Source organism: Microbacterium sp. AZCO (assembly GCF_039614715.1).
Classification (GTDB): Bacteria; Actinomycetota; Actinomycetes; order Actinomycetales; family Microbacteriaceae; genus Microbacterium.
Genome location: NZ_CP154857.1, coordinates 2,109,964 through 2,126,129, shown reverse-complemented (window position 1 = coordinate 2,126,129; position 16,166 = coordinate 2,109,964). Strand labels below are relative to the sequence as shown.

The 16,166-nt window shown below is 64.8% G+C and carries 11 protein-coding genes and 1 pseudogene; 4 read left to right on the top strand and 8 right to left on the bottom strand.

What is annotated here, in order from left to right; all coding sequences use genetic code 11:
* Nucleotides 1-6 precede the first annotated feature (6 nt).
* The 3 genes from AAIB33_RS09900 (at nt 7) to AAIB33_RS09890 (ending at nt 6,692) form a co-directional block, all read left to right on the top strand.
* Nucleotides 7-1,128 (top strand): ribbon-helix-helix domain-containing protein, encoded by a 1,122-nt coding sequence (locus AAIB33_RS09900; RefSeq protein ID WP_345799802.1) that lies wholly within the window; start codon nt 7-9, stop codon nt 1,126-1,128.
* Between the two features lie 12 nt (nt 1,129-1,140).
* Nucleotides 1,141-3,489, top strand: a complete 2,349-nt coding sequence (locus tag AAIB33_RS09895; RefSeq protein ID WP_345799801.1) for a hypothetical protein — start codon at nt 1,141-1,143, stop codon at nt 3,487-3,489.
* A 461-nt stretch (nt 3,490-3,950) separates the two neighbouring features.
* Nucleotides 3,951-6,692, top strand: coding sequence for an AAA family ATPase (locus AAIB33_RS09890; RefSeq protein ID WP_345799800.1), 2,742 nt, complete (start codon nt 3,951-3,953; stop codon nt 6,690-6,692).
* Nucleotides 6,693-6,855: 163 nt separating this feature from the next.
* Here AAIB33_RS09890 and AAIB33_RS09885 read toward each other — a convergent pair whose 3' ends face one another.
* From AAIB33_RS09885 to AAIB33_RS09860, 6 genes and pseudogenes are all read right to left on the bottom strand, one after another.
* The gene (locus tag AAIB33_RS09885) at nt 6,856-8,811 is read right to left on the bottom strand and encodes an AAA family ATPase (RefSeq protein WP_345799799.1); all 1,956 of its coding nucleotides are present in this window, start codon (nt 8,809-8,811) and stop codon (nt 6,856-6,858) included.
* 133 nt (nt 8,812-8,944) lie between these two features.
* Nucleotides 8,945-10,018, bottom strand: coding sequence for a hypothetical protein (locus tag AAIB33_RS09880; RefSeq protein WP_345799798.1), 1,074 nt, complete (start codon nt 10,016-10,018; stop codon nt 8,945-8,947).
* Between the two features lie 290 nt (nt 10,019-10,308).
* Nucleotides 10,309-10,437 (bottom strand): annotated as a pseudogene (locus tag AAIB33_RS09875) (IS30 family transposase); the annotation flags it as partial.
* Nucleotides 10,438-10,790: 353 nt separating this feature from the next.
* Nucleotides 10,791-11,354: a PASTA domain-containing protein gene (locus tag AAIB33_RS09870; protein ID WP_345803366.1), complete on the bottom strand. Its 564-nt coding sequence runs from the start codon at nt 11,352-11,354 to the stop codon at nt 10,791-10,793.
* Nucleotides 11,355-11,618: 264 nt separating this feature from the next.
* Nucleotides 11,619-12,086 carry a hypothetical protein gene (locus tag AAIB33_RS09865; RefSeq protein WP_345803365.1) on the bottom strand — a complete coding sequence of 156 codons (468 nt, stop codon included), beginning with the start codon at nt 12,084-12,086 and terminating at the stop codon, nt 11,619-11,621.
* Between the two features lie 143 nt (nt 12,087-12,229).
* Nucleotides 12,230-12,409: a helix-turn-helix domain-containing protein gene (locus AAIB33_RS09860; protein ID WP_345803364.1), complete on the bottom strand. Its 180-nt coding sequence runs from the start codon at nt 12,407-12,409 to the stop codon at nt 12,230-12,232.
* A gap of 119 nt (nt 12,410-12,528) precedes the next feature.
* On the opposite strand from AAIB33_RS09860, the gene AAIB33_RS09855 reads away from it, so the two are divergent.
* Nucleotides 12,529-13,167, top strand: coding sequence for a hypothetical protein (locus tag AAIB33_RS09855; protein ID WP_345803363.1), 639 nt, complete (start codon nt 12,529-12,531; stop codon nt 13,165-13,167).
* Between the two features lie 34 nt (nt 13,168-13,201).
* Here AAIB33_RS09855 and AAIB33_RS09850 read toward each other — a convergent pair whose 3' ends face one another.
* The gene (locus AAIB33_RS09850; RefSeq protein ID WP_345803362.1) at nt 13,202-14,452 is read right to left on the bottom strand and encodes a Fic family protein; all 1,251 of its coding nucleotides are present in this window, start codon (nt 14,450-14,452) and stop codon (nt 13,202-13,204) included.
* 383 nt (nt 14,453-14,835) lie between these two features.
* Nucleotides 14,836-16,164: a HipA domain-containing protein gene (locus AAIB33_RS09845; protein ID WP_345803361.1), complete on the bottom strand. Its 1,329-nt coding sequence runs from the start codon at nt 16,162-16,164 to the stop codon at nt 14,836-14,838.
* Between the last annotated feature and the right edge of the window lie 2 nt (nt 16,165-16,166).

The window sequence follows — 16,166 nt, the reverse complement described above, 5'->3', positions numbered from 1 at the left end:
TGCCTTATGACCACAAGGGATTCAGATAGTGAACGCATCGTCAAGGTGCCGTTCCCGATCTCTCTGATAAGACGGATGGACGAGACGATCGTCACCGAGCGCGGCGGTTTTCGCACTCGCGCGGAGTTGATGCGTGAGGCGGTTGAGAACCTGCTCGACGAACTGGACTATCCCGAGGCTCCTCCGGAGCGCAGTTCTCCCGGACCGCAGCTGCTCGCAGACTCGGAGGTTTCCAAGAACCACCCTGGACAATCCGCTGGTTTCCCCGATGCGCGCAGCCTTTTCGCGAACCTCCCCGCCTGGGAACGCGAGGAGCTGGCTCTGGACGACCTGACCGCGACTGCCCTTACCGCGCCCGGCGCGCGCCCGTTCATTCTGGACAGAGGCGAGGCGTCGGTGTCGAACGGGCCGCTCCTCGGATTGCATAACCGCGACTATGTCTCTATGTGGGCCCTGCACCGGCTCGCACGGTACACGCCCGACGGTCCCATCACCTTTGAGGACTACCTCGGGCGCATCACGAAGGCCGCCTGGTACTACGGCGCTCAGCTCCATGCGCTCGAGCGAGGCAATCCCGGCCGGAAGCTCACGGTGCTGTTCCCGACGAACTCCACGAAGCAACCGTCTGCTGAGCGAGGCTTTCAGAACTTCGCAATCGGAACGCTCGCGCGTCGTGTGGGTGACAGAATCCCGGCGTCCGGGCCGCTCTTCGCTTGGCAGGCTGTGCAGGTCTCGTCCGATAACGGCCTGGCCACCGGGCTCACAACGGCGGGCTGGCGCCTGCTCCAAGAACTGGACGGGCTGTCGTTGGACCTGCCCCACGACCCCGCGCTCATGGAGCGGTTCATGACCTACCTGGCCGAACACGCGCCCGGAGATCGCTGGGGGTTCGACCATTTGCTCGCCGCCGCCGCGGATGGACCAGACCGCGTGGCGCTCGTGAATCGTTTCCGGGAGCCGCATCCCGAATGGAGTCCGGCGACGGCCAGCTCCGTAGCGCAGGGATACGTGGCTCGCGCCCGAGAGTGGGGGCTCGTCGAGCCTCGCCTGATCGAGGGCCGCTACTGGCTAACGGATGTCGGCCGGCAACTCCGGCACGAATCGTCCCCAATCACGGCAACCAGCTAAGGAATACTCAAAATGACCAACACCAGCATCACCATCGCAAGCATCGAGACGAAGATCATCGAGTCGGCGATCAATGCAACGACGTACGACGACGCAGTCGCGGTCGCGACGCTCATTGAGAGCGCTGTCGGAGCGCGCTACGTGCGCCCCATCGGCGACCGGTACAACAACTACGGGCTTATGGCCTCGAGCGGCTCGTACGAATACAAGGCTCTGGAGCCCGTCACCAACGAGCAGGACGGGGTGCTGGAGAGGCTCGCAGCAGCCAAGTGGGGTGATCTCACCAAAGTCCCGTACCAGACGCCTGCCGAGGCTGCCGAGGACCTCCTTAGCGGCATGAATTACCAGCAGCGAGCTGACATGGTCACCGTCGCCTTCCGGGAGTCTGATAGCCCGACGCGCTCTTCCAAGCGGTTGACGATCGTCTACAGGGACCGAGGCTGTGGGATGGAGCCGGGGGCCATTCCTGGAACTATCTTCGCTCTCGGTTCGAGCCACAAGATCGACACGAGGTGGCACCAAGGTGCGTTCGGCATCGGTGGCGCGAGCACCTATCGGAATGCAAAGGCCGTAGTGCTGGTGACGCGACGCGCGCCCGAAATGGAGCCGACCGACGACCGCATCGCGGTGGCGGTTGTGCTGTGGGACGCCCACGGAAAGGGCCAGACGGCCTCCTACCTCGTCACGACCGACTGGGAGACGAATCCGGCGGCGCAGCCGTGGTCGGCGCCCGCCAGCGCCTACCCTCAGTTCGAGCCCGGCACCCATCTGGCGCTGGTGTCCTACGGCGTCGAGGGTTTCCACCGTGCCCGGTCTGGTGACGAGCGCTCGTTCGACATGGTGCTCAACACGCGCCTGTTGTCGCCCATCATGCCCGTTCGCTTCACGAACGAGATTACGCGGGGGAAGAACGAGTACCTTCGCGGCCTCAGCAGACGGCTCGCCGACAACCCTAGCCCCGAGCGACTCGAGGACGACGAGGAGATGCTTTACACCTTCGGTGGCGTGAGCTACAAGCTGCCGGTGAGGTACTACGTCTTTCCGACGGGGGACAAGGGGACTCGCCGCCGGTTTATCGCCAAGGGCCATGCGCTCGTCTTCACGTCCAACGGCCAGGTCCACCACCACTGGACTCCGGCGGATTTCCGCCTGCGTACCTCGCTGAACAAGCTTCACGAGCGGATCTTCGTGGTCGTGGAGACCGACGACCTGCCGATCGAGCACAGGACGGCGCTGTTCACGCCGGACCGGTCGCAGTTGCTGTCGAACGAGGCGGCGCTTCAACTCGAGGACCAGGTGGCGGACTTCCTGGATAACTGGCACAAGCTCCGCGAGCTCAACAACCAGTTGGTCCGGGAGGCGATCTCGTCCGCGAGCGGGGGACGCTCCGCGCTCGACGTTGGCCGGCGCATCGCTACGGCGCTCAAAGTCAAGGGTTTCAATCTCGGCGGATCCGGCGGATCCGCGGGCGGCGGGGCGACCGGCGCCGGCGGCCCGCGGGTCCGCAAGAAGGTCGAGACCTACCCCGACCCGACCACCCTTGAGGGGCCGGACAAGCTCATCGTGGAGGACGGCAAGGTGCGCTATCTCGAGTACATGCTGAACGCCGTCGACGACTTTCTCGACAGTGGGCGCGGCGCGCTGTCGTTCACGACTGACCATCCGGACATCAAGCCCGTGAAGCACATCGTGGTCGGCCGGCTTCGCGACGGCTACGTCCGTGTGCAACTGCAGGTGCCCGAGGGGGCCACCGAGGGTGAGTTCACCCTGACGGCCTCGCTTGACGGCTGGCACCGGGCGTCCGGAGGCATCGGACCGACGATGTCCTACACGACCGCTCTCGTAGTCGTCGACGAGATGCCTGGGAGGTCTGGCGGCGGCAACGGCCGCGGCAGTAGCGGCGCCGGTGAGGGTGGTCAAGTGGCGGTGCTCTGGCAGACACCCGAGGAGTACGGCAACGGCTGGAACAACTCTGTTCCCGGAGGCGTGGACGAGATCGAGGCCGCAACACTCGCGTCCGAACGGGAGGAGTACAAGGAGCTGGCTAAGCTCGGCCAGCAGCGCATCCCGACGATCGTGCTCAACAGCACGTACTCGCCGTACAAGGGCTACATCCAGATGCGCGCCAAGGAGCTCACGGATACCGGTGCGCAGGAGGCGTCGGACCGCTACGCTGTCGGCACCGGCCTGGGGCTGCTGCTGCTGCATGAGGACCTCAAGGCGCGGCAGGAGAAGAGCAAGAAGCCCGCAGACCCCGAACAGGCGGCAGCTGCAAGGCAGGCGGTCGCGCGATCGGTCCTGCTCATGATGCCCGCCTTCGACACCCTCGCCCGTGCGACGGGTATCGAGGACTGGGTTTAGGTCGCGACTGTGCGGCGAGCCGCAGTGAGGGCGTCCTGGGCTTAAGCCCGGGCGCCCTCTCCCTGCCCCTGGCGCAGACGACCGAGCAACGGCGTGGCCGAACACTCAGTGCCGCCACCCGACTTGCCACGTGAATCGAGTGGCGTTTCCCGCAGGAGCGCCCGCGTGGATCCTAGGCGGCGAGGCGTCGAATTGGCCCACGAGAGACTCCACCCAGAACGCTTCGGTCAAGCCAGGCAGAACGACTACGAACGCAGAGCGAACGACCTAGTCGAGCCGCCCAGCAGCAGAACGACCGCGACGACTCGATACAGAGCTACTGGCTCACGGAGAAACAAGTACCAGAGCAATGCACGCAGGCACCATGGGTGAGCGACGCCGTTTAGAACCACCTCGCTACACCTACCTTCAAATCAGAAAAATACCTGGATAACCGGGAAAAACGCTCGTACCCTGGCGGCATGCGCGGAGGTCTCGAGCGATGGAAACGCGGCGTCGAATCCCACGGCGTTCGACAGGCGATCTCCTACGCGCTCGAGGGCACATGCGACGCCCATATGCCCTACCCGACGGGGGCCGAAGCGCTCGAGGCGTACGGCGCAGCATCCGATTCGACCGTCTCTCGGTTCATCGTCGACAACGGCGTCATCACCTCCGACGAGCTCACCGCCGGGGGTCTTCGGGTCTGGCTCACCGGGCATGATCCGATCACGGGGGAGGGGCGCGGCCATCAGCGGTTGAGCCCCGACGCCGACCTGCTGCTCGACGGGACGCTCAACCACCCGAAGTCGTTCAGCATCGCCGCGCTGCTGCATCCCGAACTCGCTGTCGAGTTCGAAGCGCTCCAGGATCGTCTGCGTGATCGCATCCTGCTCACGTGGCAGACGGAGCTCAATGCGCGGCGTGGGCACGGCGGGCTTATCCGCGAGCAGATCACCCGCACCGAGGTCGTCGAGCTGCAACATCGCCGCTCTCGTGCGCTCGACCCCCACATCCACCGCCACCTGTGGCTGAACATCAAGGTGCTCGGCGCGGACGGCAAGTGGTCGAACGTCGACTCACGCGTCGCGATGAAGCTGCACACCGTTATCAACGCCGAGGGTGAGCTTGCAGCCCGCACCGATCCCGCATGGATCGCCGCGCTCGCGCGCCACGGATACACGCTCGATGCCGTGGGGGAGATCGCGGAGCTCGCGGGCGCCGTTCGTCCGCTCTCGCGCCGGTCGGCGCAGATCGAGACCAACCGCGCGCGACTGATCGCGGAGTGGTCGGCGGCGCACGGGGGAGCGGCGCCCAGCGTCGAGGTGCTGCATCAGATCGACCGGCGCGCGTGGGCGGTGTCGCGCCCGAACAAGCCGGCCGATCTGGACGAGATGTCGTGGGAGGCGCGCGTCCGCGACGAGATCGCGGCGATCGATCCGAGCCTCGTCGGCGAGCGAGCGCCCACCGGCGTCGACGCAACGGACCTCGACGCGCTCGATCTCGATCTGCTCGCGGCCATGGCGCTCGTCGACGCGGACGAGCGGTCGACGTCATCCGGAGGACGGTTCAGCCGCTTCGACATCCGCGCCGGTGCAACACGCGCACTCTCGCGCACGGGCGTCGTTGCACCGCCCGAGCAGCTCGATGAGGTCATTGCAGAGATCAGCACGCGGGCTGCGAAGTCCGTCGTGCGGTTGCTTGCAGCAGGCGCTCCTCCGCACGTCAAGGCGTTCATGGCGACTGAGACGGTGCGCGCGAAGATGCGCCTCGCCGGTCTCCTGGATGCACTCGCCGCGCCCGGACGCTCGCTTCTGCCCGGCGAGTTGCGACGGCTCGCATCGGGGGAGGTCGTTTCGGGTCTGGATGCTTCGCAGCACGTTGCAGCGTGCGCCATCGCCGGAACCGATGGGCTCGTGACGGTGACGGGGCCGGCCGGCACAGGAAAGACCACGATGCTACGCGTCGCGTTTCACGCTCTCACGGCGCAGCGGCGACGGATGCTGGTGGTCGCCCCGACCCGCAAGGCAGCGTCGGTGGCCGCTCAGGAGATCGGGACCGCCGCGGCCAGCATCCATGCCCTCCTTGCCGATCATGGCTACCGGTGGAGCAATGATGCAGCCGGCGCGAAAGTGTGGACGCGGCTCGCTCAGGGCGATGCTGACCCCATGATGGGCGGCCGGTATGACGGTCCTGCGCATTGGGTGCTGCGTGCGCACGACCGGATCGTCGTGGATGAAGCCGGCATGGTCGATCTGCAGACCGCGAACGTCCTCACGGAACTGGCGCTCGAGCACCGGGTGGGTCTCGCGTTCGTCGGCGACCCGTATCAGGCGTTGCCGGTCGGGCATGCCGGGGCGATGGCATCCGCGATTAGGCACGCCAAGGCAGCCGTCGAGCTCGATACCGTGCACCGCTTCCGCGATCCCGAGTACGCGGCGCTCACGTTGCGGCTGCGCGATGCGGGCGATCGTGACCATGCGCTGGCTGTTGCCGGCGAGTTGGCGGAACGCGGCCACCTCGAGCGGGTCGATCACCACGATGCGGCGCGCGAGCGGATGATCGATGCCTACTTCGACTGGCACGCACGCGGAAAGCGGGTGACGCTCGTGTCCGGGACGAACGCCGAGGCGGATGCCATCAACGACGCCATTCAGCAGCGCCGCGTCGATCAAGGCGATCTCGACGCCGGCGTCGTCGCGTGGGGGATGGGGGAGCAGCGCATCCTCGTCGGCGACACCGTGCAGACCCGCCGCAACGACCGGCGCACCGGCGTCGAGAACCGTGCGCAGTGGGTCGTGCGTGGCATCTACGACGAGTTCATCTCGCTCGTCTCCGTCGGTGACAGCGGCGAGGCGCGGGTGGTGTCTCTCGACTATGCGCGCGAGCATGTGCAGCTCGCGTACGCGTCGACCGCGCACGGCGTACAGGGCGACACCGCTGACGCGTCAGTCGTCGGGCCGGATGTGGATGCCGCCGGGCTCTACGTCGGGCTCACGCGTGGACGGCTCCACAACGTCGCGATCGTCGTGGCGCGGACCGATGCCGCGGCACAGGAGCGGGTTGCCGAGTCGATGCAGCGCGGCACGCCGGAGCTGACGATGCAGGATGCGGTGCGCGCCGCGGAGGCAGAGGCGCGACGCGCGGCGCGGAATCGTGACGCGGCGATGTGGACGGGGCCGGCGGTCAGTCCGCCGCGGGCGGGGCGCGGGTTGGGACTGTAGGCCGTAAGTTGGCGCGCTACCTGCGGGCATGTGCTCGGGATGACGAAGAAGTGCCGGTCGACGTGCCGAGTCAGTCACAATGGCGCGTGAGGATTTATGGGGTGAACATCTCGTCCGCCGGCCCCGAGGAGCACAACTGAGAAACGGGCCGCACTTGACCTGCTCACCTCCCTGCGGACGGGGACCCGTCGAGGAGGCGAACGAATTCCTCGTGGAGAGCTCGCAAGGCTGGCCCTGCGCCCTTCGCGAGCCGTACCCGCCGATGGTCGGGCTCCCCCGCCGATCGTGCGTCGAGGTCTCCAAGGATGCGCTCGGCGACATCGACTGCGGACGGGTAGGCGATCCCCCACTTGTTAGCGCAAAGCTCCTCCAGCTGCGGCTTGAGAGGACCGGGCCCGAGTGCCAAGTCCGCGGTGGTTTCGGGTCGCCCAGCGAGCCCGAGGAAGATCTGAATGTAGTACTCGCGGTCGAGTAGGTCCTCCGCCGCCATCCCGGCTGGGAGCGACTTAATGCGGTCCTTATCCACCCCGGCCGCGACCAGTTGCTTTGTCCACTCAGCACCCTGCAAATCGCCATCCACGAGATATGCGACCTGTACTCCATAGTCGTCCAGCCCTCCAAGGCGCTCCTTCGAAGTCGTCGAGATGCCGGGAACGATCTGAAAGTCCAGCTCCTCCAACTTCGTTGCGGCTCGGAACAACGTCGGCAAGAGAATCATGTCGCTCGGTCCCTCCGCGACAATCGCCCGGCGAACTCGCGAGAAGGCGGCGGCGCTGGCTCCCATCAGGAACAAGATTGGACTCGCGCCGAATGCACTGGCGGCCTCAACGGTCCAGAAATCTCTCCGAACTTGGCTCGTGTTCGAGTCGGCGACGTCCGGTTGAACAAAGATCACCCCCGTTCCGAGATCGGGCGGCAGGCAGCCCGGTGAGTGCGTTGTATAGATAATCTGGCCGACTTCAGACGACGTCTGCAGGACGGAGATCAGGTCCGCCTGTGCGTCCCAGTGCAACCGCGTCTCAGCTTCATCGAGCAGAAGGATTGGGGGGACTGCGCCTCCCCGTGTTGCGAGAAATGCAGTCAACGCGACGAAAGTGCGGAGGCCGTCACTGCGTTCATCGAACGAGATCGTCTTTCCGCCCGGGCCACGATCACGAACCAAGATGGTGATTCGATCTGGCTCGAATCCGAGCTTCACAGCTATGGGGTGCTGAGTCCATGCGTTCTCGAATACATGCTCGAGAGTGTCGGTGGCCTCGTCCTGAGCGGTGGCAACCGCTGTTCGGCGAGAGGAGTCGGGCAAGATGTCGACAAGCGTTGTCCCCGCCAAAGAGAGCAGATTCTGGAGGGCCTTCGGCACTGAGCTGTCGAGGTCCTGAAGAAGGTACTCCGCTTCGAGGCGCCGATCATGGTCATCGAATAGCTCGAATCTGGGTCGTCGCTCCTGCAGGTGCTCCGCCATCAGAGCCGCGGGATCAGGCTCGGCTGCCACGAGCTGGGTCGCCAGGACCACCGGATCAAAGAGATCTGGGCTCGCCAGTGTGGACCTGAGCTGTTCCGCGATCTGTGCGCGCAACGCCGACAAATCGTCAGGGGTTATGGTGAGAGTCTTTGCAGCGACCTCGGCCTCCAATCGTTCGTATTGGTCAGATATCTCGACACGGCGCTGATTGTCTTCCTCCGGCAACTGATCCGACACCGCGAGAGCGTCGCTCACTATCGAGTTGAAGGTGTTTAGTGCGCCCTTTACCGTCGTCCAGACCTCTGGCTTGTATGTCGGTAGCACGTCGAACTCGAACTCACGAGCGCCACCGGCACGCTTCCTGAGGAGCATTCTGCCTGGACGACGGGTCCAGGGTCGGTCAGCGAAGCGTTCCGTATCGGCGTCGTCCAGCAGGTACTCAGCCTCGAGCACGACATCTTCATCGGCGACCACCGTGGATCTATTCCGCACGGCCGAGGGAATTGGGAGATCGTCATTCAGCGCGAGGAGGGCGTGCAAAATGGTGGATTTGCCCGCCTCATTCGGCCCCAGGATCGCGGTCAGCTTCCGCTCAGTGGAGAAGGTCGAATGACGCAGGCGGCCGTACCCAGTGATCTGCACTCTCACAAGCCTCATGACGGGACCCTATCGGGATGCGGCGACCTTGCTCCGACGCGCGTCGCTAGCTTGCTTGGACTGTCGCATGGCTAGGTCATGCCAGCCAGGCTTGTCGATCGGGAATCATCTGGCTCGCACGCGGACGCGTGAGTCACTCCCCACCGACGACAGCCCGGAAGGGCGGTACCTCGTCGCCCTCCTCGTCGTAGTCAGGACCATCATCGAGGACCGCGATCGCGACGCCCGTGGCATTAATGTCCTCGAACTGCCAGCTGATATCCCAGCGGATAGCAACCGTGACGTCCACGTATCCCCCCGCGAAGGGACCTACTACATCACCCACGATTTCGAAATCCCCCGAAGACGTTTCACGACGCTCCAGGAACGCTAGTTCAAATTCTCCGAACATCCGCATCTCGCCCAGCCCAAATCTTGCATTTCCTGCTGAGGCGATCTCGAAATGGTGAAACTCGACCAGATCAACCCTACGGAAGTCGATTCGCTCCGGCTGGATCCCAAAGTCCGACCCGGCGCGGCCGCCAATCCCATGGAGGTCGACTCCGAACTCGTCGAAGGCCAACGCAGGTTCACCTTCTGCGATTCTCTCGTTGAGCAACCCAGGTAGGACTTCGGAAGCACGAACTTCGAGGTCCTCGGGCGCGGGCTCGAAGCTGTTTAACTGCTTCAATACGTCCCGAGTACCGTTTGCAACCAGCAAGTCCTCGATTGCTTTGGTGGCTTGGCCCCGCAATCGCGAGTCGGACGAGAGTAGTACGACTGGCGGTTCGGATCGATATGCGAACTCGCTGGCACACGCCAACACCACGCCGTCCGCGGCGCCAGTCTTGACTTCCTTCTTCATCTCTCCGGTGCCAACTTGAAGTACTTGCTGCCGCACGGCGTCCCGCCAATGCTCGGGGGATGGGGTCCAGATCTCCACCCCGGATTCGACGAGTATCGACTGGATGATTGTGACGACCTCGGAGATTGGGGGCGGCGCGGAGACAGTTGCCCCCGGCATGACCTTTGGATCCACGCGATGCTGCTCGACAGTGAGATTCAGGGTGACCTGGGCGCGAAAGGCGTGCTCCGCCCACTCCCACACCACAACCTCGGGGACGATGATCGCGCTGCCGCGTCCGATGATGCTCCACAGTTGGCGCAATGTCTTTTCGTTGAAGTGACCGTGCGGCATTGCGTTGGCATCCAGTACGACCACTGTCATACCTGCACAGTATCCGCCCATCGGGCGACGAGGATCGGCGACAAGCGTCGTCTCGCCGCGTGCGATGCAGCATGACGGTTCGTCCGAGTAAGTAACGGCGTTGCCACCGCGCGGGCTCAATAGTGATGCTGGCGTCTTCGGTGCGATGCGGCCTTCAACGTGCTTGTGCAAATGGTTCGCACCGCTGTCGGCGACGCTCGAAAAGTAGGCCATTGCGACGGCCGCTGGAAGCCGCCCCTTGCGGCTGCGGTGCCGCAGCGCCCGCCCGGTGCGCAGGTACCGGGCCAGCGCTCCTGTTTCTGCGCCCCGCGGGACTGCACGTAGAGCGATTGGTAGATCGTCTCCGTGCTCACCTGCATCTCCGGGTCATCGGGAAACTCCCGGCGCAGCCGACCGGAGATCCGCTCCGGCGATCGGCGCTTAGTCAAGTCCGCTTCCACCCCGGCACTCGACCGGAGGATGGTCGCCAGCTTCGCCAGCTTCGCCGGCTTCGTCTGCTCGCCCGCTCGAACGCGGAGACATGCGCAGACGATGCCGATACTGGCCACGCGAGCTCGGATACTTGCGGGACGCGCTCCGCCCCCATCTCGCCGTGAACGCGTCAACCGGGGCGTCTCCCGGTGGGGCATATCCGTCTATCCCCGATCGGCGCCACTTCCGGAACTTCTGAATCCTCTTACGTGCACTATGCGTGTGAGCCGGTCGGGTGCGGACCTCAGCGCATCTGATCGCGTTATCAACAGTGGTTCTGTTCGAAGCCGCGGCGGTTCAGTTATCGGACGGTGACTTCATACTTCTCGACGGTTGGCCTCTTGTTGGTTCCCGCGATCTCGCAGTAGACGCGTGCGGCGACTTTGTCATCACTTGACGTGATCACCCATGCGTCAGCGTCGATTGCCCATCCAAGATCTTGCTTCGCGCTCACGAACTTGAAGGCCGGAAACTCGATGCCGTAGGCAAGTTCTGGATCGCTCTTCGCCCATGCGCGGCACGCGCCCAGTGCGGTGCCTTCGCCCACGACCTCAGACTTCTTGATCACGTGCAAGGTGACCTTGGTTCCGGGCTTCACAACCTTGCCGCCCACGGGAGTTTGCTCGACGACAACCCAGTTCTTCTTCACCCAGACGGAGCGCCCGCCTGTGTGGACTTTTGCCTTCAAGTCGAGCGCTTTGACCGACTTCAGGGCCAGGTCTAGACGCTCGCCCACAAGATCGGGCACCTCGACGGTTTCGCTGACCGATGCTAGCGGGACCGTGCGAGCAGCCACGAGCGACGGCGCTAAAAGAATCAGGAGCACTAGGGCGATTCCGACGAGTCGTGGACGAGAAGCGGCCATCCGCCGAGTGTAATTGCGATGCTTTGCGCCACAGGGCACGCCTTGCCATCTTCCCGTGGGCTTCGGCTCGAGGATTGGGCACGCCCGGTTTCAGGGTTCCTCCCTTTGCGGCCACGGGCGAAGATCCACATGGGATGCGGTCTCGAAAGACTCCGCGACGTCGGCTATGGCCGTGACCAACCCGTTCATCCGGCGCCGCGGGGGTAGTCGTCGAACTGCCATGCGCGGCCGGTGTCATTGCGTACGCGACGTCGCGTAGCCGCTCTACGCGTGAGCGCCCTTGACCCACCCGTCCCACTCTTGCTCGTTGACGGCGTTTGTCCACGAGCGGGGCTTGAAGCTGTCGTGGCCGCGCGAACACTGGCCGTAATACGCGCGACGGAGGCGGGGCATCGCCACACTGAGTTGCTCGTGCCATCCGATCGGCCCGTATCCGGTATCCGAAGGGTCGAACGCGACGGTGTGCGCGATGTGGAGCGCCGAGAGTTCGTCCACGAGTGCGCCGTGTTTGAACCAGCACGCCGGCACGATCGACGCCGAGATGTTGTAGCGGACGGCGAACCACTCCACCCACTCGCGCAGCAAGTCCCACGCGGCTCGGGCATCAGCGCCCTCCAGCGTCCGGAAGTCGACGACCGGTGCCGACGATGCGGCGGGGATCTCGAAATCGACGTCGCCGATGTCCTCGTGCAGGAGGAAGTCGAGGTCGACCGGGTCGTCGTGGTCGGTCATGATGCGTTCCCCTCGAACGGGACGTCCTGGTGCGCGGAGCGCCCGAGGTGTGCTCAACACCCGGCGCGGGCGGCGGTGGCGCAAGAGTACTGCGTCGCAGTGGAGGTGCGCACGCTCCTCGCGGTCCGCCGCGACAAGCAGATTCAGGCGTCGACGCCGAAGGCGCGCAGCAGTGGGACGCGGGGGATCATCCGTCGCGGCCCGAGTTGGACAGTCGGGATCGTCCCGCTTTCAATCCCCAGCTTGATGGTGCGGTAATCGACGCCGACGAGCTTCGCGGCATCCTTCATCGTCAGAGCCAGGCTGTTCTGCGACCGGTTCATCGCCCTTCCCTTCTTTGAGCCAACAGTGTCAGTCTCCCTTCGTCGCAAAGTACCACATCCGTGAGCCAAGATCGACAGTCTTCTTCGCGAATCGCCGATGACCTGGAATAGTGGGCGTCATGGCAGACGTCGAGGCATATGACATCAGCGACGACCGCGTCGATCTCGGCAGTGGCGTCTGGGTCCCGACGTCATGGCATGCGCGCGTGTCGGGGGAGCAGGACGTGCCTGGCACGATCACGGTGCGTGTGGAGTGGGATGCCGAGCTCGGCCGTTCAGCCGTCGCTTTCGCTGCCCTCGAGCGCCAAGGTGGCGGCATCGACATCACCAGCCAGGTGCTGCGTGAGGTGCGTACGCACTGGATCATGACGACGTCTGCCCTGGACGTGGTCACGGTCGACGTGGAAACCCTCGACGGAACGGTCGAGCGGGTCCCCGTCCGGGAGTACCTCGGCCGCGAGCGGGAGCGCGAGGATCGAGAGCCCTCGGAATCGCTCTACGACGCCGTCACCGTGTACCGAGTTGCGACGGCCCTCAGCTACCCGCCCCTCAAGCTCGTCTCCGACACTCTCAACATCAGTCAGAGCACTGCGACCCGGCTCATGAACCGCGCGCGCGACTCGGGCATCGCGCCAGAAGTGCGAATCCAGGAGCCTCGACGGGCGCCGGCAGTTGACCCGTACTTTCCTGGACCAAGCGACCCCGCCCGGCGTCAGCCCGGACCGTCTCACTCTGGCGGCCCCGCGATCGGCCGGTGATCACCCCGGGAGTGACGCTTACGACCGAGGGAAGTTACGACGTCGACGCGCGGAGTGCGCGGTACTCCCGCGTCATCGAGGCTTGGATGCGACGGTCGAGCTCTTCCAGCTCGCCGAGAGCGTCCGTTGCGGCCCAGACCCGGTCGCGCTTGCGACCCGTGATCTCGGTGATGATCCCGGCATCCGTCAGACGATCGATCGCGTTGTATGCGGCGGACGTGGGTGCTCCGGATACTGTCACGATGTCCTCGGCGCGCATGACAGGGTCGTCGATGAGAGCCTCGATGACGCGCTCGGCGACGGGGCTCCTCCGACCCGTCAACTGCTTCCGCCACTCGGCCGGAAGCGCACGCAGCTCGTCCATCGAGGCGCGGCTCTCGACGGAGGCCACTCGAGCCGAGAGCGCGATGATCTCGACGATCGGCGCGACGTCACCGGCGCGGTAGGCAGTCAGCGCCGCGAAGTACTCATCACGAACGGCCAGCAGGCCGCTGGCAAGTGGGATCACGACATTCCGTGCAACTCCCCGCCGCCGGAGCACAGCACTGATGAGCGCCCTTCCGATCCGGCCGTTCCCGTCGGTGAAGGGATGGATCGACTCGAACTGTGCGTGCGTGATCGCGGCCTGGACCATGACTGGGACGTCGTCACGCGATGCCCATGTCAGCAGGTCGACGAGGAGGTCCGGCACCAGGTCAGGGGGAGGGGGGACGAACAGCGCGCCGCGGGGGCTGTGGTCGCTGCCGCCGATCCAGTTCTGCATGTCGCGAAGCCGACCGGCGTAGTCCGCCTCTGCCCGATCGTCGGCCATCAGATCGCGATGGGCTGCGAGCAGATCATCCAACTGGATGCTGCCGCTCTCGCCCGCCCGTCGAACAAGGCGAAGCAACGCCGCCGACGCGGCCACCATGCTCGTGGCGCTGGTGTTCGCGCGGCTGCCGGCCAACGCCCGCGCGAAATCCCCGACGCTCGCCGACACTCGCTCGATCTTCGACGAGGCGGCCGACTCCGTGCGGAGCAGGAACCGTCCCATCGCCTGCGAATGGCTTCGCGCGTCGGCGTCCGTCGATGCGATCTCCACCAACGCGCTCTCCGTGCTTGCGGTGAGGTCCGTCCCCACGGTCGCGGCGAGCCCGGCAATACGAGGCGGGACGGACACGTCCACGTGGCGCAGCATCCGGTCCTCGCGGTTTCCGCCGCGCATCGACTGATGCCAATCCCGACGCTCGATGGCATGAGGTGGCCAGGTGTGGGTTGCACTGTTGCCAGGAATGTCGGGCCGCACTATTCCACTTTAATGGACTAATCCGGAATAATGGGCGCCCTTGCTCCACAGTGGTGGGGTTGCGAACCAGCCGACCCGGGGCCCATCAAGATACACGGTGGAACAAGCATGTCGGAACCTGTATTTATCGGCTGACCAGGGAGTTTGAGAGTCCGGTGACGATGACGCGTTAACGTAACGAACTGCGCTTGCCCGATACTGCGCATATTGCTGAATGCATCCTCCTGATGTTGCGATTTGCATAGTCCGTGCCCTGGCCCGGCTCGCGCTCAAATAGCTCGATCGGGGTCTAGTGTGGGGCCGCCCGAGTGGACCGACTCGCGCGGTGGGGTGGGGAATGCACAGGTAGCGCGTCTCGATCCTTGGGAACGCACTCCGAGCGGTCAAGGCCGCTGGTCCAACTGCTGCTGGAGTACCTTGGTGCGCTCGCTCGCTCTATCGATCAGCTCCACGGCGAAATCTCGCGCTTGCCCGCGGAGTGAAGCTTCCTCCACCGCCAGGCTCAGAGCATCTGGCAGCCCTTCGACGTAGGTCTGCGCGCGCGAGTACACCCAATCCGTCGCAGTGCTCTGCCCCAGGGTGCTGTGGAAGATGGCCGCCTCGCGAAGGATGTGCCGAGGCTCGATCTCGAAAGTGCGGTAATGGCCGTCGAAGGACATCGCGAGCTTGGCCCTGCGGTTGTTGATCTCGGGATAGGCAAGTGCCGAGCCCAGATCGTAGAGAGGAGACAGGGTCGGCCATCCCGTGCGCGCCGTCGACGACAGCAATGCGTAATTCTTGGCGTGGGCATCTGTGCCAAGCGCTGCCCAATTGAAGATCGTCGCCTCGAAGAACCTCAGCGCTTCACTCACGCTGGCGGGACCGAAGGATTCGAGGATGAGGTTCGTGATCGAGGCGATGCTCGGGCCGCCCTCGTTCTGATATTTCGACGACGGATGCGTGCCCGTTGCTTGCGCGAAATCCTCCTGATGTCGACGTCCCACCAACGCATCCGCCGACTGCTCGCCGCGCTGTCGGTAACGGTCGTAGCGCTCGACAACGATGGCGCTCTCGTCCTCGAATTGGACCATTCGGCTTCGTGCGACATCCAGGTGAAGGTGGTGCGCCGCGCGCATGGTGAGGTGCTCGTTCAGGTCGCCGCGAGTGAGCCCCGCAATGCCGGGTTTGACGATGTGCGTCGATGCTGCGCGACCTTTGGCGAATCCCCACTTGCCCGATCCGCGGACGAGCGTGAACTTCGATTGAGCTCCGGCGAGCGAGAAGTAGCCACCGTCAAACTCGGCGGCCACCCATGCAGTGGGGTCGTCGCGCAGCAGGCGGAGATGAGCCGCGATGACCGCTTCATCGACCCACTCGACGGAGGCTGGTCCTTCGAGTCGCGCTCCGTCCCACAGCGTCGAATCGACGAGCTGCACCGCGCCCGCAGCATCCAGCCCCACGTTTCCAAGCAAGGCCATCGGGTTACGGGAGGAGACGCCGAACGTGCGCCCCCATCGGTTCAGCACCCCGGAATTGTCGGGTAGCAGATTCCAGAGGAAGTTCCCGGGAGCTGATCCTTCGTGTCGACGCCGGCTCTTCGGCAACGACAAGGACAGCTCGACACGACCGGCGTCCCGCTGCCATGTCGGATCGAACTCGAGCACGATGTCACCGAAGTCGTTCTGCGTGAACCAGCCGACCCGGGCTCCATCCAGATACGCGGTGAGTCTCATTG